We start from the raw sequence: 19,229 nt of genomic DNA, 5'->3' as shown, positions 1-19,229 counted from the left end.
TTGTGACGGTCCTGACGGGGACATGAGTCGGAAATGGGGCAACCCGTGACCACTTTCATGCCCTCGTGATCCGGACCCGCGAGCCTCGGTGGGGGACGCTGGTGATGTTGCGGACCCGTGGCCGGTCGGTCCCCACGGCTGTCACGGCGTACGTCGCAAGAACCTGGCGCAGCACCTCCACGCCCTCCATCAGCGAGAACCCGGCGCCGATGCACCGGCGTACGCCGCCTCCGAAGGGGATCCAGGTGTTGACCGGCGGGTTGGCGCCGAGGAACCGGTCGGGCGCGAACCGCCCGGGGTCGGGGTGGTTGTCGGCACGGGCGTGGGCGACCAGGATCGAGGGTCCGACCGTGGCACCAGCGGGCAGGTCCCAGCCGCCCACGGTCGCCGGCCGCATCAGGGTTCGCACGACCATGGGGATGACCGGGTGGAGCCGCATCGCCTCCTTCAGGACGGCCTCGAGGTGGGCGTCGTCGCCCGACCGGGCGGCCGCGCGCGCCCGGGCGAGCTCTCCGGCGTCGCGGCCGAGCTCGTACAGGGCCCACGACAGCGCCGAGGCGGTGGTCTCGTGCCCGGCGAGCAGCAGGGTGACCAGCTGGTCGCGCAGCTCCTCGTCGGTGAGCCGCTCCGTCTGCGCGCCGTCCTCGTGACCCGAGCCGGCCAGGATCAGCCGCGAGAGGACGTCGCCGCGCCGCGGCAGGTCCGGCGCCGAGCGCCGTTCGCGGATCTCGGCGTAGATGAGCTCGTCGAGGCGGTAGGCGTTCTGGACCGTCCTGCGCCAGGGCCCGAACCGCTGGAGGACCGGGTAGCCCCAGCCCAGCAGCACGGCCGGCCTGATGGCGACCGTGCGGGTGACGCAGGGTCGCAGCGGCGCGAGCCGCGCCTCCTCGGTGACCCCGAAGACGACGCGCAGGATCACCTCCAGGGTCAGCGCGTTCATCCGGTCGAGGCTGCGGAACTCCTCGCCGGAGTGCCACCGCGCCACCTCGGCGCGCGCGACCTCCTCCACCAGGCCGCGGTACCCCCGCAGCGCGTGTCCGTTGAACGCCGGCATCAGCAGCGCGCGGGCACGCTGGTGCTCGCGACCGTCCTGGAGCAGTAGGGAGTGCTCACCCATGATCGGCCCGAGGATGGCGTTGCCCTTCCCCGCGTGGAACACCTCGGGATCGCCGGCGAAGATCTCCTTGGCATGCTCGGGCCGCGTGAAGAGCACCAGCGGCCGCCCGCCCGGGATCACCCGGACGGTGAAGACGTCGCCGTACCGCCGCCACATGCGGGGCACGAACTGGTGGCGGAAGCGCAGCAGGGCCACGCTCTGAAGCCAGACCGGCCACCGAGGACCTGGCGGCAGCCCGCGGGTCGCGAACCGCGGTGCCTCCTGCCCGCCGAACGGGCGCATCCGCTCGAACCGGCGCGCGGTCAGGGCCGCGGTGCTGGGCTGGCCAGGGGTGTTGTCGAGCGTGGTCATGGCGACTCCGATCCGTCGCCATACTAGGAGTATGTGTGCGGCTCAGCCCGCGGGTGTGGTGACCGACATGATCTCGTGACGCGGCACCGGGTTGGTGCCGGCGGCCCGGCAGGTCAGGGTCGCGGGCGGGCCGGGGACGGTGCGCACCGACACGTCGTACGTCGTGCCCTCGCGCTCGAACGCCACCCGCATGAGTCCGTCGACCCGTCGTAGGGAGGTGCAGCGCAGCGCATCGTCGCGGACCTCGGCGAGCTCGCGGCGCAGCTGCACCTCGGCGTACTGCGCTGCCATCGGCAGGGTGCACCGACCACGCAGCAGGTCGAGGTCGAGCTCGCCCCGGTCGAGGTCGGCGAGCAGGCGGGCGGCCGCGGCGACGTCGACGCGCCCGAAGCCGAGGCCCTCGGGAAGGACCAGGACGTTGCCGGCGAACCGGTCACCGCCCAGGTGGGAGCACTCCCAGACCCGGCCCGGCTCGATCTGACCCAGCTCGGCCGCCAGCGGCCGACCGCGTTCGGCACAGCAGGCATCGTGGCGACCGTGCGTGCACACCAGGACCAGCGGCTCGCCCCAAGGTTCCAGGCCCACCGACCTCCCGGCCGCGAGCGCCGCGACGTCGAGGGTCGTCACGTCGTCGATCCGGTCGAGCTCGGCGCGCTCGCACCACTGCCCTGAGCGAACGGCGAACACCCGCGGCCGGGTGCGGGTGGTGCGTCCCGGGCGACGTATCAACAGGATCCGCACCCGGGTGGCCTCCGCCTGGGCACGGAGCCAGGCGGCCACGTCGTCGGGCAGCCGCGAGTCCCGCAGCGCGACCTCGCCCCACGGGCCGGCGTCCTCGACCAGCAGGAACGAGCTCACCCGGGTGGCCGTCCCGGCCAGCTCGTCACCGCGCGCGCGAGCCGCGACGCTGCACCGCTCGCTCATGCCGGCTCGAGCAGCCCTTCGCGCAGCAGGCGTCTGCACAGCACGACCGCGCTCTCTTCGGTGAGGGGCAGGTCGCGCGGGCGGAGGACGGCTCCGGGCCGGAGCTCGGAGACGGCTGGACCCAGCCAGGCCGGGACGTCGAGGCTCCGGTCGCCGAGGAGGAGGAGCAGGCGATCTCCCCGCTGCCGTACGACGCACGGCACGCCCGGTCGGCGGCGCAGCGCACTCTCGGGAGTCAGCTCGCGAGCCGCGGAGCGGGCCAGCAGGCCCCCGGACGAGCGCGGGTTGCGGCTGCACAGGAACCGCTCGGCGTCGCGGGCGACCGCGTCGTGGGTGTCGACCCGGCGTACGGCGTCGGCGAAGGCCTCGAGCCGCTCGGCGAGACCGGCGGCCAGCTCGTCGGGGCTGCCCAGGACTCCGGCCGGCAGGTGCACCGTAGCCAGCTCCTCGACCAGCGGCTCGACCACCTGCCGCAGAAGGTCGGACCAGGTGCGCTGGTTGATCCCGACGGTGACGTGGAGGCTGGCGGTGTCTTGGGCCCTGGCGGCGTGCGGGGTGCCGGTCGGCAGGTACATCGAGACCCCGGGACGCATCAAGACGTCGTCGACCCGGCAGCCGGCATGCTGATCGCAGAGGCGGTCGCCGTCGGCGTGGTGGATCTCCCACAGCTTGGTGCCGTGGGTCTGGAACACGAACACGTCGTGGGGGTCCTCGTGCACCGCGAACCCCTGCGACCCGGGCGGGGTGAGGTAGGCATTGGCCTGGCAGGGGTGTCCGAGCTCGAGCTCGAGCCGGGACACGAGGCCGGTCAACGGCGGCCAGTACCGCTGGAGGGCCTGGAGCACCACGGTCGCCCCGGCGTCGTAGAGCGCCAGCACCTTGCGCGGGTCGACCAGGCCGGTCAGCGGCTTGCCGGCCACCGTGACGCCGCTGCGGACGAACGCGGACTCGGCGAGGACGCTCCCGTCACGGGCGACGCGGACGGCCGGGACCCGAATGGCGGTCTCGGTCAGGAGGTGGTCGACGTCGGCCAGTGCGAGCAGGGCGGTCAGCAGCTCGGGCTCGGTCTGGTGGATGAGCACCCGCGACGCCCAGACCTTCGTGGCGAAGGTCTGGGCGTCGCCGCTGAGCAGGTCGAGCGAGGAGCTCAGGACCCGCTCCCGTCGGTGCCGTCGGTGCCGTCACCGTCGGTCCCGTCGCCGTCAGTGCCGTCCGTGCCGTCGGTGTCCGTTCCGTCGGTGCCGTCGGTGCCGTCACCGTCCGTGCCGTCGCCATCGGTGCCGTCGGTGCCGTCCGCGTCGCCGGTGGTCGGCTCGTCGACGCCGGTGCCACCGGCCGTGATGTCGTCGTCGCTGAGCCCGCCTGCGGGCTCCTCAGGGGTGGTCGTCATGGGTGGTCTCCTTCGAGGGGTAGGGCGAGGACGAACGCGCCCTCGAGGAGGTCGTACCCCAACCCTCGCGCTGTCACGCCTGACCATCCTGGCCGATGAGGCTCAGCCGAGCAGCCCGTCGCGTCGGGCGATCGCCGCCGCCTCGGTGCGACCGGAGGCACCGAGCTTGCCGAGGATGTTGGAGACGTGGACCGAGACCGTCTTGGTGCTGATGAAGAGCTGTCTGCCGATCTCGCCGTTGCTGCGGCCCTGGGCGACCAGGGCGAGGATCTCCGACTCACGCGGCGTGAGGCTGACGCCGTGCCCGGCGACCGGTCTCGGCGCCGCACCCGGCCTGCCGAGCCGGGCGAGCAACGGCTTGGCCCCGAGCGACTCGGCCGCCGCGACCGCAGCCTCGGCGACGACGTCGGCCCCGGCGGTGTCGCCGGTCGCGGCCAGGACCTCGGCGAGGGTGGCTCGGACCGAGGCCAGCTCGTAGGGCGAGCCGAACGTCTCGAACCGGGCCTCGACGCCGCGCCAGGCCGCCACGAGCTCGCGCTGGGACGGCGGCTCGACGTCGGCCACCCAGCGCCAGCGCAGCAGCTCGGCGTCGACCCTGGCGACCCAGGCCATGCTCTCGGGCCCCCACGAGCTCCCGGCGTGGGTCTGGCGGCGGTCGTAGACGGCGTGCGCGTCGTCGGCGACCCCCGCGACGAACGGTGCGTCGGCGAGCCGCTCGCCGGCGCTGCGACGAGCCGCTCCCTGGGCGAACGCCGAGAGCGTGACCGAGGCAAGTCGCACCCGGGCCTGGAAGAGCGGGTGCCAGATCTTGGTGAGCATCTCGCAGATCAGCTGGTACAGCTCGGCGGCGGTGTCCTGGTCTCCGGCGAGCTCGGCGGCCTCGAGCTCCGCGGTGCCGCCGGTGGTCGCGACGATCCCCTCCTCGCGCCAGAACGGGCGCAGCTCGCGCGCCAGCGCCACACCCGCGGGATCTCCCCGTCCCACGAGGATCTGCGCCCTGGTCGCGCCCAGCACGGCCTCGTAGATCGGCGGGACGACCTCCATGGAGGTGTCGAGCACGCGCAGCGCGTCGTCCCACCGGCCCTGCATCCGCAGCGAGACGGCGTGCAGCCACCGCGCCTCCGCGGCGTAGGGCACCCAGGGCGTGCCCTCGGCCTTCGCGCGGGTCACGGCCCGGCTCAGGGTCTCCTCGGCCTCGGCGAACTCGCCGCTGTCGAGGAGATGGTTGCCGAGCAGGAGGAGCGCGCGCAGCTCGGTGTTGGACGCACCCGCCTCGACGGCTCCGGCGATCGCGGACCGGAAGGCCTCGACCAGCGACTCGGTGGAGCCGTCCATGCGCTGGAGACTCACCAGGGTGGTCTGGATGTCGCTGGCCAGGCGGGGCAGGTCGAGCCGCTCGGCCAGGGCCGCGGCGGTCATCGCGACCTCGCGGCCCTCCGCGTAGCGGCTCGCGCGGCCCAGCATCAGTGCGTGGATCGCCAGCACCTTCACCCGGGCACGGGTGGGCTCGTCGGGGACCAAGGACAGCGCCTCGGTGGTCAGCGCGAGCGGATCCTCCAGCGTCTCGGTCATGTAGAGCGAGCTAGCGACGACGCCCAGGATCTGCCCCCGCACCGACGGCTCGGTGTCGGCCGGGAGGTGCTCGAGCTGCTCACGGGCCACGCCGAGGGCTCGGGCCGGGTGACCGGCCGCGATCAGCGCCTCGGAGACCAGGCCGACCAGGCGGGGGTAGTCGAGGCCGGCCTCCTGCGCCGGGTCCAGGAGCCGCGCGTCGGACCACAGATCGAGCGCCTGGAGGTAGTGCTGGGCCGCCTCCTCCGCGCCGCCGACACCGCGCGCGTCGTCACCGGCGCGGAGGCTGGCGGTCAGCGCCGTCGGGAAGTCCTTGGCCAAGCGCGCATGGCGGGCCAGCTCGGCCGCCGTGCCGGCGGCTCGACCGTCGAGCAGCACGCGGACGTACGCCGCGTGGAGAGAGGCCCGCTCTCCGGGCAGGAGGTCGTCGTAGACCGCCTCGGCCAGCAGGGCGTGACGGAAGCGGTAGAAGTCGTCACTGGTCGGCACGAGCACGTGCGCGTCCACGGCGTCGCGGAGGGCCCGGTCGAGGTCGCCGGACTCGAGGCCGACCACCGAGGTCAGCGCGGCGTGCGAGACCCGGCGGCCGGCCACGGCGGCGGCGCGGACCGCCGTCACCGCGGCGTCGTCGAGGGTCTCGAGCCGGACCAGGAGCAGCTCGGCGAGGTCTTCGGGGATCCGGCCGGTGCGCACGTGCGTGGCACCGACCAGCTCCTCGGCGAAGAACGCGTTGCCCTCGGCGCGGCCGACGATGTCGCGGAGCCGCTCCTGCGACAGCGGCTCGGGGCTGAGCTGCTCGACGAGCCGACGTACGTCGGCGCGACGCAGGGGCTCGAGCTGGACCCGCTCGACTCCGGTCATCCGGACCCAGGTGGACACCTGGCGCCGGAGTGGATGGCGGCGGTGGAGGTCGTCGGTGCGGTAGGAGCCGACCAGGGCGACCTGGGACTCGAAGCCCCGGGCGAACAGGAAGCTCATCAGGTCGCGCGTCGAGTGGTCGGCCCAGTGGAGGTCCTCGACCACGAGCAGCAGGCGCTGGCGCTCGCCCACGCACTCGGCCAGGGCGTGGACGGCGTCGAAGAGGGCCGCCTGGTCGGCGGGGACCGACTCGGGGTCGGTGGCCTTGCTCAACATCCGCTGGCCGGGCAGCAGACGGAGCAGGGCGGGGTGGCGCTCGGCAACCTCGTCGAAGAGGTCGGGCAGCACACGGGAGATACGGCCGGTGATCTCGGAGAAGGGGAGGTAGGGAAGGGCGCTGTCGGCGAAGTCGAGGCAGTGACCGGCCAGCACCAGCCAGCCCTGCTCGACCGCACGGTCGCGGAGCTCGGTCAGCAGGCGGGTCTTGCCGACACCGGCGTCGCCCGCGAGCAGGACAGCGGCCCGCTCGGCCGGGACGGTGGACGCAGAGATGCCGAGCGTGGAGCACAGCTGCTCCAGCTCGGCATCTCGTCCGACCAACTCCGATGTCATGTGGTCCATCTTGGCGGGGACCACGGACACCGGCATCTCAGTTGATCCAGTTCTTCTCGTCGGTGGCCCCACTGGGGCCGTCCCACTTCAGCCGACGGCGCCACTTGCGGTGTCGCACCGGCTGGAGCTCACCGCGCGTGCGGTCGGCGTGGTAGTGGTACTCCGGCTCGAGGAGGAAAAGGTCGTTCATCCCACTCATCCCTTCTGGTCGTGCTGGCTGATGAGTAGAGACTCCCTCCCTGAGGTAGGGCCACACATCGGCACCGTTCCCTATCTCCGGCGACGGCCTACCTCAGACGATCCGGGGACCATGGATCGAGCTACCTCAGACGGGCTCCGCGAGCCTCAGACGGGGCGACCTGCCACCCAGACACCGCTGACCAGCGGGACCCCCGGACGGTAGGCGAGGTGGACGTACGTCGGAGCGTCCAGGAGGACCAGGTCGGCCCGCCGGCCGGGGACCAGCGCGCCGACGTCGCGCCGGTCCAGCGCGAGGGCGCCGCCGGCCGTCGCGGCGTGGACCGCCTCCGCCGGGGTCATGCCCATCTCCCGCACCGCCAGCGCGACGCACAGCGGCACCGAGCTGGTGAAGCATGACCCGGGGTTGCAGTCCGAGGCGATCGCGACCCTGGCTCCGGCGTCGAGCAGACGCCTGGCGTCCGGGTAGGGCTGGCGCGTCGAGAACTCCACGCCCGGCAGCAACGTCGCGACCGTGCCCGTCTCGGCCAGCGCCGCGACGTCGTCGTCGGTCAGGTAGGTGCAGTGGTCGACGGCGGTCAGCCCCAGCTCGCAGGCCAGGCGCACGCCGGGGCCGGGCCCGAGCTGGTTGGCGTGCAGGCGTCCGCGCAGCCCCGCCGCCGCACCGGCCTGGAGGACGGCCCGGGACTGGTCGGCGTCGAAGGCGCCCCGCTCGCAGAACGCGTCGACCCACCGGGCGTGGGGGGCGCAGGCCTCCAGCATCGGGCCGGTGACCAGCGCGACGTACTCCTCCGGCGTGGTGTCTGCCGGGACGACGTGCGCCCCGAGGAACGTCGTCTCCTCGGTGAACTGCCGGGCCACCGCGAGGCTGCGTGCCTCGTCGGAGACGGTCAGGCCGTAGCCGCTCTTGATCTCGACGGTCGTGGTGCCTTGCCGGAGCATCTCCTGGACGAGGCGGGCGACATGGCTGGTGAGCTGATCGTCGCTGGCCGCGCGGGTCGCGGCCACCGTCGTGCGGATCCCACCCGCCGCGTAGGACTCACCCGCCATCCGGGCCGCGAACTCTGCGGAGCGGTCTCCGGCGAAGACCAGGTGGGAGTGGGAGTCGACGAAGCCGGGGAGCACCGCCCGCCCGCCGGCGTCCACCTGCGCATCGGCGGACGGCGCACCGGACGCGCGGCCCACCCAGGCGACCGTCGCTCCGTCGACGACGACCGCCGCGTCGTTGACGACGCCGAGCAGGTCGTCGGCGTCGGGGTCGTTGGTGACCAGCTCGCCGATGTTGGTGATGAGCGTCGCGGTCATGCCCAGATCCTGCCGACGACCCGGTCGAGGTCGCGACCGAGGCGCTCGCGGTCATCCTCGACGAAGACCACCCGGCCGTCGGCGATCACGTGGGTGACGTCCTCGGCGGTCGCGGCGAACACCAAGGTCTGTTCGTCGGCCCCGGTGCCGGCGGTCCGCACGCGATCGGTCGCGACGGTGACCAGGTCCGCCCGGCGTCCGACCGCGATCTCGCCGGCGTCGTCCCAGCCGAGGGAGTCGTGGCGGGTCGCCGCGGCGAGCAGCTCCGACGCCGTCCAGTGGCCGCGCCGCTGACTGGCCAGACGCTCGTCGAGCTCGACCGCGCGCATCTCCTCGAACGGGTCGATCACCGCCTGGCTGTCGCTGCCCAGCGTCAGCGGGCTGCCGGCGTCATGGAGGGCGCGGCTGGGACCGATCCCGTCGCCGAGGTCGCGCTCGGTGGTCGGGCAGAAGCAGGAGAAGGTGGCGCTGTCGCCCAGGAGCCGGACGTCGTCGGGAGTCAGGTGGGTCGCGTGCACGGCCGTGGTGAGCGCACCCAGGGCTCCCGCCTCGGCGAGGACGCGCGTCGGCGAGGCGCCGTACTCCCTGACACACGCGTCGTTCTCGGCGACCTGCTCGGAGAGGTGGACGTGCAGCGGGCGACCCGACGCCGCCTCGACGACCTTGGGGAGCTGGTCACGGGGTACGGCGCGCACCGAGTGGACCGCCGCGCCGATCCGGCTGCCGTCGTCCTCGCTCAGACCGCGCACGCGCTCGGCCCAGCCCTCCGCGCTCCCGTCGTCGTAGCGCACCTGCGCGCCCTCGGGCGGGGCCCCGAAGCCGGAGCTGAGATAGCAGGTGTCGAGCAGGGTGATCCGCAGGCCCGCCGCCCCGGCCGCCTCGACGAGAGCCAGCCCCATCGCGTTCGGCTCGGCGTACGGCGTGCCGTCGGGCTGGTGGTGCAGGTAGTGGAACTCGCCGACCGACGTGATGCCGGCGGCCACCATCTCGCGATAGGTGACGGTCGCCAGCGCGTGGTAGGAGTCCGGGTCGAGCCGCGCCGCGACGTCGTACATCTGCTGGCGCCAGGTCCAGAAGGTCCCCCGGTCGCGCTGCGTCCTCCCCCGCAGTGCGCGGTGGAACGCGTGGCTGTGACAGTTCGCCAGCCCGGGCACCGTGAGCCCCCCGAGCCGCGTGGGCGCGTCTCCCCTCTCGCCGCCGCTGCCGCCGCCGTCAAATCCCCCGCTGAAGCGGGGGATTTGGCGCTTACTGGCCGCTGCAACCCCCGGGAAGTGCGAGGAGAGGCCAGGAACTGTGACAGAAGTGAAACGTCCGTCCGCGATCTCCACCAGTACGTCGTCCCGGACGGCCCCGCCCACCCACGCCCGCTCCAGGAGGTACGACGCGCGGTCACCGTGGCGGGTCACGACGCCAGCCTCGCGAGGGTCTCGGCAAGGGCGTCGACCCCCGCCAGGCAGTCCGGCACCTCGGCATGCTCGGCCGGCGAGTGGGAGATCCCGCTCGGGTTGCGGACGAACAGCATCGCGCTGGGGATCCCGCGCGCGGACAGGATGCCGGCATCGTGGCCGGCCTGGGTGGGCAGCACCGGCCAGTCTCCGGACTCGTGGTCGACGGCGATCCGCCTCGCGAGGTCGGGGTCGAAGTCCACGGCCCCCGACACCGACTCCGCCGTTACCGTCAGCGTCGTCCCGTCCCGCGCCGCGCGCTCGGCGCCCTGCCGCGTGATCGTCCCGACCAGCGCCGCCAGCGCCTCGTCCGACTCGCATCGGGCATCGAGCCACGCCGTCACCTGCGACGGCACGGAGTTGGTGGAGTTCGGCGTCGTCTCGACTCGTCCGAACGTCGCGCGCTGCCCCGCGAGCCGCGCGTGCTTGTTCGCCGCGAGGGCGGTCATCGCGTAGGTGAGCATGGGGTCGCGGCGGTCCTCCATCCGCGTCGTTCCCGCGTGGTTGGGCTCCCCGGAGATCTCGACGCGGTACCTCCCGTGCGGCCAGATCCGGCTCGCGACGCCGATCGCCGCGCCCCGGTCGACCAGGTCGCGCCCCTGCTCGACGTGGAGCTCCACGAACCACCCGATAGCCCCAGATCCCAGCCAGGGCTGGGGATTCTCCAGGTCGAGCCCGGCTGCCGCCATCGCATCGTCCAGTCGTACGCCGTCCCGGTCGCTGAGGTCGCGGGCGTTCTCCCAGGCGATCGTGCCGGTCGCCAGCCGAGACCCGAGGCAGGCCAGACCGAAGCGGGAGCCCTCCTCCTCGACGAACACCGAGACGCCGATCGGCCGCGCCGGACGGAACCCGCGCTCGCGCAGCACCTCGACGGCCGCCAGTGCCGTCACGACACCCAGCGGTCCGTCGTAGGCCCCACCGTCGAGGACGGAGTCGAGGTGCGAGCCGGTGACGACGCCAGGCCCGGAGCCGCTGTCCCACCAGGCGATCCGGTTGCCGAACGGGTCGGACTCCAGGCGCAGGCCACGCGCCCCGGCCTGCTCGACGAACCAGCTGTCGAGCTCCCGTTCCGCGTCAGTCAAGGGCTGCCGGAAGTAGCCGCCGCTGCGCTGGGACCGGCCGACCGGCGCGATCGCGCGCCACATCTCCTCGAAGTGATCAGGCACACTCGCCCCCATGGAGTTCCAGGACGTCGTCCGCCGCCGCCGCATGATCCGTGAGTACGCCGACCAGCCGGTCGACCCGGCGTTCGTCGAGCGAGCGCTGGCCAACGCCGTCCGCGCACCGAGCGCGGGCTTCAGCCAGGGCTGGGCGTTCCTGGTCCTCGACCAGCCGGCTGACATCGAGACGTTCTGGGACGTGACCACGACGCCCGGCGAGCTGCCCGACAGCTGGCTGAGCGGCATGCGGACGGCGCCGGTCGTGATCATCCCGTGCTCCAGCAAGGCGGCGTACCTCGACCGCTACGCCGAGCCCGACAAGGGCTGGACCGACCTCGACGAGGCTCGCTGGCCGGTGCCCTTCTGGCACATGGACGCCGCGATGGCCAGCCTGCTCGTCCTGCTGACGGCCGTCGACGAGGGACTCGGCGCGTGCTTCTTCGGCATCCCGCCGGAGTACGACGCGGCGACGCGCTCGGCGTTCGGCGTCCCCGACGACTTCGACCCCGTCGGCGCGATCACCCTGGGGCACCGCCGGCCCGAGGAGGCGGCCTCCGGCTCCCCCACCAAGCGTGTGCGCAAGCCTCAGGTGGACGTCGTACACCGGGGCCGCTGGACGTCCTGACACAGCTGCCAGTCCACCGGTACGACGGCGCCGGGTCAACGCGACGCACCCGGTGACCTGTCTTGGATCCGAGACGCAAGGCGCCAGGTCGTCGTTCGCCGGTCGCCAAGCTCCGCGCCGACGTGAATGCCGCTGGTCGCCCATCGACGGGGAGACACGCCCTAGGTTGCAGTCATGACCGACCGGGCCGTCGCGAGGCTCCAAGCGCTGGTCCGCATCCCCACCCTGTCCGACCGCGACCCGGTCCGGGGTCACGCGCCGCTCCACGGCTGTCTCGTCGTCTGGTCGGTGTGCGCGGTGGCTGCCGCCTGGCCGCCCTGGCGCTGCTGGTGTCGCCCGGCCCCGCCCGTCGGGCCTAGCCCGCGATCGTGGGAGAATCCTGCATGGGCACCTCGCAGACGCCCGGCCGGGATCGGGACGCCAACGACCACAGAGCTGACCGCGGAGCTGACCGCGGATCTGGCCGCAGTGCTGACGGCCGGCCGGCAAGGGAGCCTGACGCAGACCCCGGGCCCGACCGGGCAGCTCCGAGCCCGACCGAGCGGGACGAGCGCACCGGCCGCGCCGCCGCCTCCCAGCGGATCCAGCGCCAGCACCAGTGGGTCGACCTCCAGATCAAGGAGGCGATGGCGCGCGGCGACTTCGACGACCTGCCGGGCGCGGGCAAGCCCATCAAGAGCCTCGGCACCCAGCACGACCCCGACTGGTGGGTCAAGCAGCTGATCGAGCGCGAGAAGATCACCGGCGTCCTCCCGCCCGCGCTCCAGCTCCGCAAGGACGACGCGGAGCTCGACGACCGGCTCGACCACCACACCGCGGAGTCGGAGGTGCGCCGGATCGTCGAGGAGTTCAACGACCGCGTCATCAGGGCGCGGTACACCCCCGTCGACGGTCCGCCTCTGGTCACCATGCCGCGCGACGTCGAGTCCGAGGTCGACGCCTGGCGCGAGCGCCGGATGGCCCGACGCCGCGAGGCGGCCACCCGCCGTGCCGCCGCCCAGCGCACGCCGCCGACGTCGTCGGGGTCGTCGGGGTCGCCACGTCGCCGGCGCTGGTGGCACCGCCGCCGCGGCTGACACCGCCAACCCGAACGGGTTGTGCGCCTGAGCCGGCGCCATGGCGCGGGCTCAGGCACCCGCCGAAGCCACCCGTGCCTACGATGAGTCGCATGTACGCCGTCCTCCTGAGCTTCTCCGCCGACCCCGCCCGACTCGAGCTACGGCCCGGACACCGCGACCGGCTGGCCGCCCACGTCACCGAGGGGCGCCTGCTGGCGGCCGGGCCGTGGAGCGACGACACCGGAGCGCTCCTGGTCTTCCTGACCGCCACGCGTGACGAGCTCGACGACATCATGTCCGCGGACCCGTACTACTCCGCCCCCGGCGTCACGGTGGCGATCCACGAGTGGAGCCCCGTGACGCGCCACGACGCACTCGCCGGCCTCTGAGCGTCGCGAGGCGTGCCCGAGTGGAGTTCGTCATACCGGCCCCCGGCGTACGGCGGTAGCGTCCGCGCATGCGCCCGCCGAAGGACTTCTTCCGGCCGCTCGCCGTCGGTGCACCGGAGCCGCTCCGCGAGATACCGGCCCGCCCGAGCCGTGCCATCCACTTCTTCGATCCCTCGAACGAGAAGATGGCCGCCAAGGTGCCCCAGCTGGCCGGCACCGTCGACGTGCTGCTCGGCAACCTCGAGGACGGCGTCAGGGCCGACCGCAAGGAGGCCGCGCGTGCCGGGCTCGTGCGGATCGCCCGCGAGACCGAGGGTCTGGGCGGTCCCGATGCCGGCTCCCAGCTGTGGGTGCGGGTCAACGCCCTCGACAGCCCCTGGGTCCTCGACGACCTGACGACCCTGGTCAGCGAGATCGGCGACCGGCTCGACGTGGTGATGGTGCCCAAGGTCCAGGGCGCGGAGGACATCGCCTACGTCGACAGGCTCCTGGCCCAGCTCGAGGCCAGGGCCGGGCTCACCCGCCCGCTGCTGGTGCACGCGATCCTCGAGACCGCGCGCGGGGTCGCCGGCGTCGAGGAGATCTGTGCCGCGAGCCCCCGGATGCAGGGCCTCAGCCTCGGCCCCGCCGACCTCGCCGCGGATCGCCGGATGAAGACCACCCGCGTCGGTGGGGGCCACCCCGGGTACGTCGTACGCCGAGACCCGCGCAAGACCTCTGACGGCGTCGATGTCGAGGGAGAGCGTCCGACGTACCAGCAGGACCTCTGGCACTACACGATCTCGCGGATGGTCGACGCCTGCGTGGCGTACGGCGTCTACCCCTACTACGGACCCTTCGGCGACATCGCCGATGTCGTCGCGTGCGAGGACCAGTTCCGCAACGCCTACCTGCTCGGCTGCGTCGGCGCGTGGAGCCTGCACCCGGTCCAGATCGAGATCGCCCAGCGGGTCTTCTCGCCCAGCGTCGAGGACATCGCCCACGCCCGCCGGGTCGTCGCCGCCATGAGCCGGCACAGCGGCGACGGGACCGGCGCGGTGCTGCTCGAGGGGAAGATGGAGGACGACGCCTCTCTCAAGCAGTGCCTCGTGCTGGTCGAGCTCGCCGAGCAGCTTGCCGCCCGCGACCCCGAGCTGCGGAAGGCCTACGACGCCATCGCCGGCGCCGAGGACGCCCGGTGAGCGAGACCTTCCGCCCACGACGCTCGGTCCTCTACCTCCCGGCGTCCAACCAGCGAGCGCTCGAGAAGGCCCGGGGCATCCCCTGCGACGGGCTCATCCTCGACCTCGAGGACGCCGTCGCCCCGGATGCCAAGCCGGCGGCCCGCGAGTCGGCGTGCGCTGCCGCGGCCGGTGGCGAGTACGGCGCGCGCGAGGTGGCCGTCCGCGTCAACGGCGCCGGCACCGAGTGGCACCTCGACGACCTCGCGGCCGTCTGTGCCGCGGGGCCGGACGCGATCCTGGTCCCCAAGGTGAACAGCGCGGACGCCGTGCTCGCGCTGGCCGAGGCGATGGCCGGGTTCGACGCGCCCGACCACACCCAGCTGTGGGCGATGGTCGAGTCCCCGGTCGCGATGCTGCACTGCGAGGAGATCGCGGCCGCCAGCGAACGCCTGACCGTGCTGGTGCTGGGCACCAACGACCTGGCCAAGGAGCTCCACGCCGCCCACGTCCCGGATCGTCATCCCCTGCTGCCCGGACTCGGGCTGGCGCTCCTCGCGGCCCGCGCCACGGGCAAGGTCATCCTCGACGGCGTCTACAACGACGTGCGCGACGCGACGGGCTTCGAGGCGGAGTGCCGGCAGGGGCGCGAGATGGGCTTCGACGGCAAGACGCTGATCCATCCCGGACAGGTGGACGGCGCCAACGCGGCGTACTCCCCCAGCGACCGCGACATCGAGGATGCCCAAGGTCTGGTCCAGGCCTGGGAGGACGGTCGCGGAGCCGGCGTCGTGACCTACCAGGGCCGGATGGTCGAGAGCCTGCACGTGGAGTCGGCGCGCCGGACCCTGGCCATGCACGAGGCGATCACCGCGCGCTGAGGCCGGCCCGGTCAGCCGCGAGCCGGCTTCGGTGGCGTTACGACGCGTCTTCCTCGCCGCCGCGCCGCCACTGCTCGTCCCACCAGGTCTTGGCGCTGCCCATCCAGCCGGCGGTGTCGTGCACCAGGCGGCCCAGGGTGTCCTGCGTCTCCCGGAAGGCCTCGGAGTAGCTGCGGGCGGCGTCCTGGGCGGCCTCGCTGACCTTCGCCTCGTCGTCGGTGTCGCGGGTGGGGTAGTCACCGGCCAGGATCGTCGTGTAGGCACCGCTGTCGACCCACCCCCGCAGCTCGCTGGCGCGCGAGACCGGCATGGGGTGGGAGCGCCGCTCGATCAGCAGCATCTTCAGGACGGAGTCGCGCAGGTCGGTCGCCTCGTACTCCGAGCCCTGGCCGAAGAACGAGGTCTGGTCGAGGTCGGCGAGGTGTCCGCCGCTGGCGATCTTCATCAGCGCGCGGTAGGCCACCGCGGGGTCCTGGGTGGCGAGCAGCCCCGCACGGTCGGCCGAGAGCTCGGACTTGCGCTGCCACTCCATCAGCCCCGCCTCGATCATCCGCACCCCGAGCCCGCCGACGGGGATGGCACCGAAGGCCCCGCTCATCCGGCGTAGCCGGTCGAGGATCGTGCGGTAGACGGCATGGCCGCTGAGGGCGTGGCCGAGCTCGTGGGCCAGCACCCATCGCAGCTCGTCCTCGTCGAGCAGGTCGACCAGGCCGGAGTTGATCACGATCACCGGACGGTCCATGCCGACGCAGTAGGAGTTGAAGCCCGGCTCGGCCTGGACGTACAGCTCGGGGACCACCTCGGCGTCGAGGATGCCTGCGGCGTCATTGAGCGCGCGGTGGAGCACGGGGAACTGACGCTCGTCGACGCGGACCATCGAGCCGAGGAAGAACAGCCGGTACGTGCGCTCCCGGAACAGGCTGTTCAGCAGCTTGACGACGGTGTCGAACCCCTTGAGCCGGCGCAGCGCCACCAGGGCGCCGCGGTCGGCCGGATGCTCCCAGGTGCGGGAGCTGATGTTGCGCAGAACCACCCGCGAGCGCGCGGGGCGAGACTCGTTGGACTCCGACATGGCTCGAAGCGTACGCCGCAAGAACCACGTCGTGGCACGCCTCAGTCGGTCACGGTGTACGGCGTGCGCTCGCGGCGCAGGGTCAGCACCAGGGCGACGACGGTGAGGATGATCGCCAGTGCGCCCACGATCTTGATCCAGGCGTCGATGTCGACGAAGAAGCCCGGCATCGTCAGCAGCGCCTCGATGATCAGCGCCGCGGCGTTGAGGCGGACCGCGAGCCGGTTGGCCGAGCTCCAGGCGGCGACCGCGCACACGATCGACAGCAGGCCCAGCCCCGCGCTGACGACGACGACGGCGACGGGCGGGCCGTCCTGCCCAGACGGTGTCGGGACGAGGGTGAACAGCATGTTGGCCACACCGACGAGTGCCGAGCTGGCCAGACCCGCGCGGAAGGCGCTGGTGGCGACGGGGTGTGGAGCGGTGGTGACGGTGGTCATGGTGACTCCTCTGGGAGGCATTCTGGACTGGATGTGCGCCAGCGTCACCCCGTCGGCGCTCCCACTCCCAGGGCGTGCCTTCCTCGCCGCACTCCCGTGCGGGTCCCGGTGATCGGGACGTTCTTCCCGGGTCAAACCCGGCCCCGCGCGGCCATCATGGGCGCATGGAGCCCAGCGCGACGATCCGGATCGTCGTGGCCGACGACCACCCCGTTGTGCGGGGCGGGCTCGTCGCCCTGCTGCGCACCATCGACGGGCTCGAGGTCGTCGGCGAGGCGGCCGACGGGGAGGCCGCCGTGCGCGAGGCCCAGCTCACCCGACCCGACGTCGTCCTGATGGACGTGCGGATGCCCGGGCTCGACGGGGTCGAGGCGACTCGGCGCATCCGGGCGGCGGCGCCGTCCACACGGGTCCTGATGCTCACGATGTACGACGACGACGCGACGGTCTTCACCGCGATGCAGGCCGGCGCCCAGGGGTACCTGCTCAAGGAGGCGGAGCAGGCGGACATCGTCCGCGCCATCCGCGGGGTCGTCGCCGGCGAGGCCATCTTCGGTCCCGGCGTCGCCGAGCGCGTCCTCGGCCACTTCGCCGGGCCGCCCCGGCCGGCCGCCGCGGCCTACCCGTTCCCCGAGCTCACTGCGCGCGAGCGCGAGATCCTGGAGCGGCTGGCGCGGGGACGACGTACCTCCGAGATCGGCACCGACCTCTTCCTCTCGCCCAAGACCGTGGCCAACAACCTGACCACGATCTTCGCCAAGCTCCAGGTCTCCGGACGCGCCGAGGCCATCGTGCGCGCCCACCAGGGTGGCGTCGGGGGCGCCGGGTGAACGACGGACTGCCGCTCGCCGCCGCGGTGCTGCCGGTGGCGACGCTGGTCGCCGGAGGCGTGTCCCTGTGGCCGACCCGGGCGCGGGTCGCCGGTGTCTGGGCCGTCGTCTGCGGGGTCGGCACCCTTGCGGCGCTGACGGCGTGGGGGACCGGCCATCCGCACGTGGGTGCCGTCGCCCTCACCGCGTCGCTGATGCTGCCAGGAGCCCTGGCCCTGCTGACCTATCCCTCACCGCGCGGCTGGCACGGCGTGGACTTCTGCGCCTACGTCGTCGTCCTCGGGGCCGGGGTGATCGCGACCACCCGGCCTGACTGGTCGGTGCTCTCGACCATGGGCCTGATGAGCCTCCTCGGCCTCTTCGGGCACCTGTGGTGGCGCTTCGAGGCGGCCGACGAGGACGACCGGCTCGCGGTGCTGTGGGTGAGCCTGGTCAGTGTCACGTCCGGGCTCGTCACCGGGCAGCTGGTGTTCCTGACCACGACCCGGGTCGCCCTCGTGGTCGGCTCAGTGCTGATCGCCACGGTGGGGCCGGGCCTGGCCGTGGGTGTCCTCCGGCCGCGCCTGGTCGACGTCCGTGGGCTCATCGTCTCGGTGGTCGTCGTCGTGATCGTGGTGTCGGTGTACCTGTCCCTGTTCATCGGGGCGGTGTCGGTCCTCGACCTCGCCGGGCAGCACGAGCCCTCCGTCGGCGTCCTGGCCGCGATCGGCGCGCTGGCCGCCACGACGTTCCATCCGCTGCGGGTGATGCTGCGCGGTGTCATCGACGAGCTGTTGTTCGGGGACCGCCCCGACCCGCTCGACGCGGCGGCCCGCGTCGTCGACCGGATCGGCGACGACCCGGTGCTGGCGCTGCGGGCGATCCGCGAGGCGCTGGTGCTGCCCTATGCCAGCGTCTGGTCCGGTGGGGTCGAGCTGGCCTCCTCAGGCACCGCCGTCACCCATCTGCGCCGGCTCGCCCTCCAGCTGGGTAGCGACGACCTGGGCGAGATCGTCGTCGGGCTGCGTCAGGGCGACCTGAGCCTGTCGGCCGGTGACGAGCACGTGCTGCGGATCGTGGCGCCGCTGCTGGCCCAGACCCTGCGCGCCCGCGCGCTCGCCGCGGACCTCCAGACCTCGCGCGGCCAGGCGATCGCGGCCATCGAGGAGGAACGCCGCCGCCTGCGACGCGACCTGCACGACGGACTCGGGCCCACCCTGTCCGGGATCGCCTTCACCGCGGACGCGGCGCGCAACACGCTGCGCGACCAGCCCGACTCGGCCGACGAGCTGCTGCGAGGACTCCGTGCCGACGCGGTGACCGCGGTCGGGGAGATCCGGCGGCTCGTCTACGACATGCGACCGCCGGCCCTCGACGAGCTCGGCCTCGTGCCGGCGCTTCGCCAGCGGGCCGCCTCGATGCGCACCGACGACGGGCGCTCGATGCGGGTCTCGGTCGAGGTGCCCGATGCCCTGCCCGAGCTGCCGGCGGCGGTCGAGACCGCGGCGTACCGGATCGCGACGGAGGCGCTCGCCAACGCGGCTCGGCACAGTGGCGCCGACGAGGCCGACCTGTGCATCGGCGTGGACGACGGGCGGCTGTCGGTCGCGGTCCGCGACCCGGGCCTGCACGGTCAGCCATGGACGCCGGGCGTCGGCATCAGCTCGATGCGCGAACGCGCCGCCGAGGTCGGCGGCGCGGTCACGGTCCTCGGTGGCGAGCAGGGCTTCGCCGTCCACGCCCTGCTGCCACTGGCCTGAGTCGGGCCTCGCGCCACCGGTCGGCGCCGAACCCCCTGCCTGGCAGGGTCAACGGGCTTGTGGCAGGAGGCCCCACGAGACAGTCGGCGAGGCCACAGCCCCG

Annotated in this window: 18 protein-coding genes; 7 read left to right on the top strand and 11 right to left on the bottom strand. The window is 73.2% G+C overall.

The window, feature by feature from the left end; genetic code table 11:
* Nucleotides 1–55: 55 nt before the first annotated feature.
* The 9 genes from VHW64_RS15025 to VHW64_RS14985 all read right to left on the bottom strand — a co-directional run bounded on the left by VHW64_RS15025 (nt 56) and on the right by VHW64_RS14985 (nt 10,938).
* Nucleotides 56–1,468, bottom strand: a complete 1,413-nt coding sequence (locus VHW64_RS15025; RefSeq protein ID WP_329651382.1) for a cytochrome P450 — start codon at nt 1,466–1,468, stop codon at nt 56–58.
* 42 nt (nt 1,469–1,510) lie between these two features.
* Nucleotides 1,511–2,392, bottom strand: a complete 882-nt coding sequence (locus VHW64_RS15020; protein WP_329651381.1) for a sucrase ferredoxin — start codon at nt 2,390–2,392, stop codon at nt 1,511–1,513.
* On the bottom strand, nt 2,389–3,474 hold the full coding sequence (locus tag VHW64_RS15015; protein ID WP_329651380.1) for a cupin domain-containing protein: 1,086 nt from the start codon (nt 3,472–3,474) through the stop codon (nt 2,389–2,391). The genes VHW64_RS15020 and VHW64_RS15015 overlap by 4 nt, the downstream gene beginning before the upstream one ends.
* 65 nt (nt 3,475–3,539) lie before the next feature.
* Entirely contained in the window at nt 3,540–3,782 is a 243-nt protein-coding gene (locus VHW64_RS15010) for a hypothetical protein (RefSeq protein WP_329651379.1), read from the bottom strand.
* A 102-nt stretch (nt 3,783–3,884) separates the two neighbouring features.
* Nucleotides 3,885–6,824 (bottom strand): helix-turn-helix transcriptional regulator, encoded by a 2,940-nt coding sequence (locus VHW64_RS15005; RefSeq protein WP_329651378.1) that lies wholly within the window; start codon nt 6,822–6,824, stop codon nt 3,885–3,887.
* A gap of 37 nt (nt 6,825–6,861) precedes the next feature.
* The gene (locus VHW64_RS15000) at nt 6,862–7,014 is read right to left on the bottom strand and encodes a hypothetical protein (RefSeq protein ID WP_329651377.1); all 153 of its coding nucleotides are present in this window, start codon (nt 7,012–7,014) and stop codon (nt 6,862–6,864) included.
* A 155-nt stretch (nt 7,015–7,169) separates the two neighbouring features.
* Nucleotides 7,170–8,327: an imidazolonepropionase gene (hutI, locus tag VHW64_RS14995; protein ID WP_329651376.1), complete on the bottom strand. Its 1,158-nt coding sequence runs from the start codon at nt 8,325–8,327 to the stop codon at nt 7,170–7,172.
* Nucleotides 8,324–9,733 (bottom strand): formimidoylglutamate deiminase, encoded by a 1,410-nt coding sequence (locus VHW64_RS14990; protein ID WP_329651375.1) that lies wholly within the window; start codon nt 9,731–9,733, stop codon nt 8,324–8,326. The genes hutI and VHW64_RS14990 overlap by 4 nt, the downstream gene beginning before the upstream one ends.
* Entirely contained in the window at nt 9,730–10,938 is a 1,209-nt protein-coding gene (locus VHW64_RS14985; protein WP_329651374.1) for an allantoate amidohydrolase, read from the bottom strand. Before VHW64_RS14985 ends, VHW64_RS14990 begins: the two co-directional genes overlap by 4 nt.
* Nucleotides 10,939–10,948: 10 nt before the next feature.
* Between VHW64_RS14985 and VHW64_RS14980 the strand changes: the two genes are divergently transcribed.
* The 5 genes from VHW64_RS14980 to VHW64_RS14960 all read left to right on the top strand — a co-directional run bounded on the left by VHW64_RS14980 (nt 10,949) and on the right by VHW64_RS14960 (nt 15,045).
* Complete coding sequence (locus VHW64_RS14980) at nt 10,949–11,557, top strand: nitroreductase family protein (protein WP_329651373.1); 609 nt, start codon at nt 10,949–10,951, stop codon at nt 11,555–11,557.
* Between the two features lie 383 nt (nt 11,558–11,940).
* A complete protein-coding gene (locus VHW64_RS14975; RefSeq protein ID WP_329651372.1) occupies nt 11,941–12,633 on the top strand; it encodes a DUF1992 domain-containing protein in 693 nt (230 codons plus the stop codon).
* 92 nt (nt 12,634–12,725) lie between these two features.
* Nucleotides 12,726–13,004, top strand: coding sequence for a YciI family protein (locus VHW64_RS14970; protein WP_329651371.1), 279 nt, complete (start codon nt 12,726–12,728; stop codon nt 13,002–13,004).
* Between the two features lie 68 nt (nt 13,005–13,072).
* Nucleotides 13,073–14,185 (top strand): CoA ester lyase, encoded by a 1,113-nt coding sequence (locus VHW64_RS14965; RefSeq protein WP_329651370.1) that lies wholly within the window; start codon nt 13,073–13,075, stop codon nt 14,183–14,185.
* Nucleotides 14,182–15,045 (top strand): CoA ester lyase, encoded by an 864-nt coding sequence (locus VHW64_RS14960; protein ID WP_329651369.1) that lies wholly within the window; start codon nt 14,182–14,184, stop codon nt 15,043–15,045. The genes VHW64_RS14965 and VHW64_RS14960 overlap by 4 nt, the downstream gene beginning before the upstream one ends.
* Before the next feature lie 37 nt (nt 15,046–15,082).
* Here the strand turns inward: VHW64_RS14960 and VHW64_RS14955 are convergent, their stop codons facing one another.
* Nucleotides 15,083–16,117 carry a M48 family metallopeptidase gene (locus VHW64_RS14955; RefSeq protein WP_329651368.1) on the bottom strand — a complete coding sequence of 345 codons (1,035 nt, stop codon included), beginning with the start codon at nt 16,115–16,117 and terminating at the stop codon, nt 15,083–15,085.
* Between the two features lie 41 nt (nt 16,118–16,158).
* A complete protein-coding gene (locus VHW64_RS14950; RefSeq protein ID WP_329651367.1) occupies nt 16,159–16,557 on the bottom strand; it encodes a hypothetical protein in 399 nt (132 codons plus the stop codon).
* 164 nt (nt 16,558–16,721) lie between these two features.
* Between VHW64_RS14950 and VHW64_RS14945 the strand changes: the two genes are divergently transcribed.
* Both VHW64_RS14945 and VHW64_RS14940 read left to right on the top strand, forming a co-directional pair.
* Nucleotides 16,722–17,387, top strand: a complete 666-nt coding sequence (locus VHW64_RS14945) for a response regulator transcription factor (RefSeq protein ID WP_329651366.1) — start codon at nt 16,722–16,724, stop codon at nt 17,385–17,387.
* Nucleotides 17,384–19,126: a sensor histidine kinase gene (locus VHW64_RS14940; protein WP_329651365.1), complete on the top strand. Its 1,743-nt coding sequence runs from the start codon at nt 17,384–17,386 to the stop codon at nt 19,124–19,126. The genes VHW64_RS14945 and VHW64_RS14940 overlap by 4 nt, the downstream gene beginning before the upstream one ends.
* Nucleotides 19,127–19,229 lie beyond the last annotated feature (103 nt).

It is taken from the genome of Nocardioides sp. (assembly GCF_036267815.1).
In the GTDB taxonomy this organism is placed as follows: domain Bacteria; phylum Actinomycetota; class Actinomycetes; order Propionibacteriales; family Nocardioidaceae; genus Nocardioides.
Note: the sequence above shows the minus strand (reverse complement) of the source record. Positions and strands in the feature narration are given on the sequence as shown.

Excerpts from the sequence above, each read along its gene's own strand:
- VHW64_RS15010 (WP_329651379.1), bottom strand. The coding sequence starts at position 3,782 with ATGACGACCACCCCTGAGGAGCCCGCAGGCGGGCTCAGCGACGACGAC.
- VHW64_RS14970 (WP_329651371.1), top strand. The coding sequence starts at position 12,726 with ATGTACGCCGTCCTCCTGAGCTTCTCCGCCGACCCCGCCCGACTCGAG.
- VHW64_RS14980 (WP_329651373.1), top strand. The coding sequence starts at position 10,949 with ATGGAGTTCCAGGACGTCGTCCGCCGCCGCCGCATGATCCGTGAGTAC.
- VHW64_RS15025 (WP_329651382.1), bottom strand. The coding sequence starts at position 1,468 with ATGACCACGCTCGACAACACCCCTGGCCAGCCCAGCACCGCGGCCCTG.
- VHW64_RS14945 (WP_329651366.1), top strand. The coding sequence starts at position 16,722 with ATGGAGCCCAGCGCGACGATCCGGATCGTCGTGGCCGACGACCACCCC.
- VHW64_RS14975 (WP_329651372.1), top strand. The coding sequence starts at position 11,941 with ATGGGCACCTCGCAGACGCCCGGCCGGGATCGGGACGCCAACGACCAC.
- VHW64_RS14965 (WP_329651370.1), top strand. The coding sequence starts at position 13,073 with ATGCGCCCGCCGAAGGACTTCTTCCGGCCGCTCGCCGTCGGTGCACCG.
- VHW64_RS15020 (WP_329651381.1), bottom strand. The coding sequence starts at position 2,392 with ATGAGCGAGCGGTGCAGCGTCGCGGCTCGCGCGCGCGGTGACGAGCTG.
- VHW64_RS14955 (WP_329651368.1), bottom strand. The coding sequence starts at position 16,117 with ATGTCGGAGTCCAACGAGTCTCGCCCCGCGCGCTCGCGGGTGGTTCTG.
- VHW64_RS14950 (WP_329651367.1), bottom strand. The coding sequence starts at position 16,557 with ATGACCACCGTCACCACCGCTCCACACCCCGTCGCCACCAGCGCCTTC.
- VHW64_RS15005 (WP_329651378.1), bottom strand. The coding sequence starts at position 6,824 with ATGACATCGGAGTTGGTCGGACGAGATGCCGAGCTGGAGCAGCTGTGC.
- VHW64_RS15000 (WP_329651377.1), bottom strand. The coding sequence starts at position 7,014 with ATGAACGACCTTTTCCTCCTCGAGCCGGAGTACCACTACCACGCCGAC.
- hutI (WP_329651376.1), bottom strand. The coding sequence starts at position 8,327 with ATGACCGCGACGCTCATCACCAACATCGGCGAGCTGGTCACCAACGAC.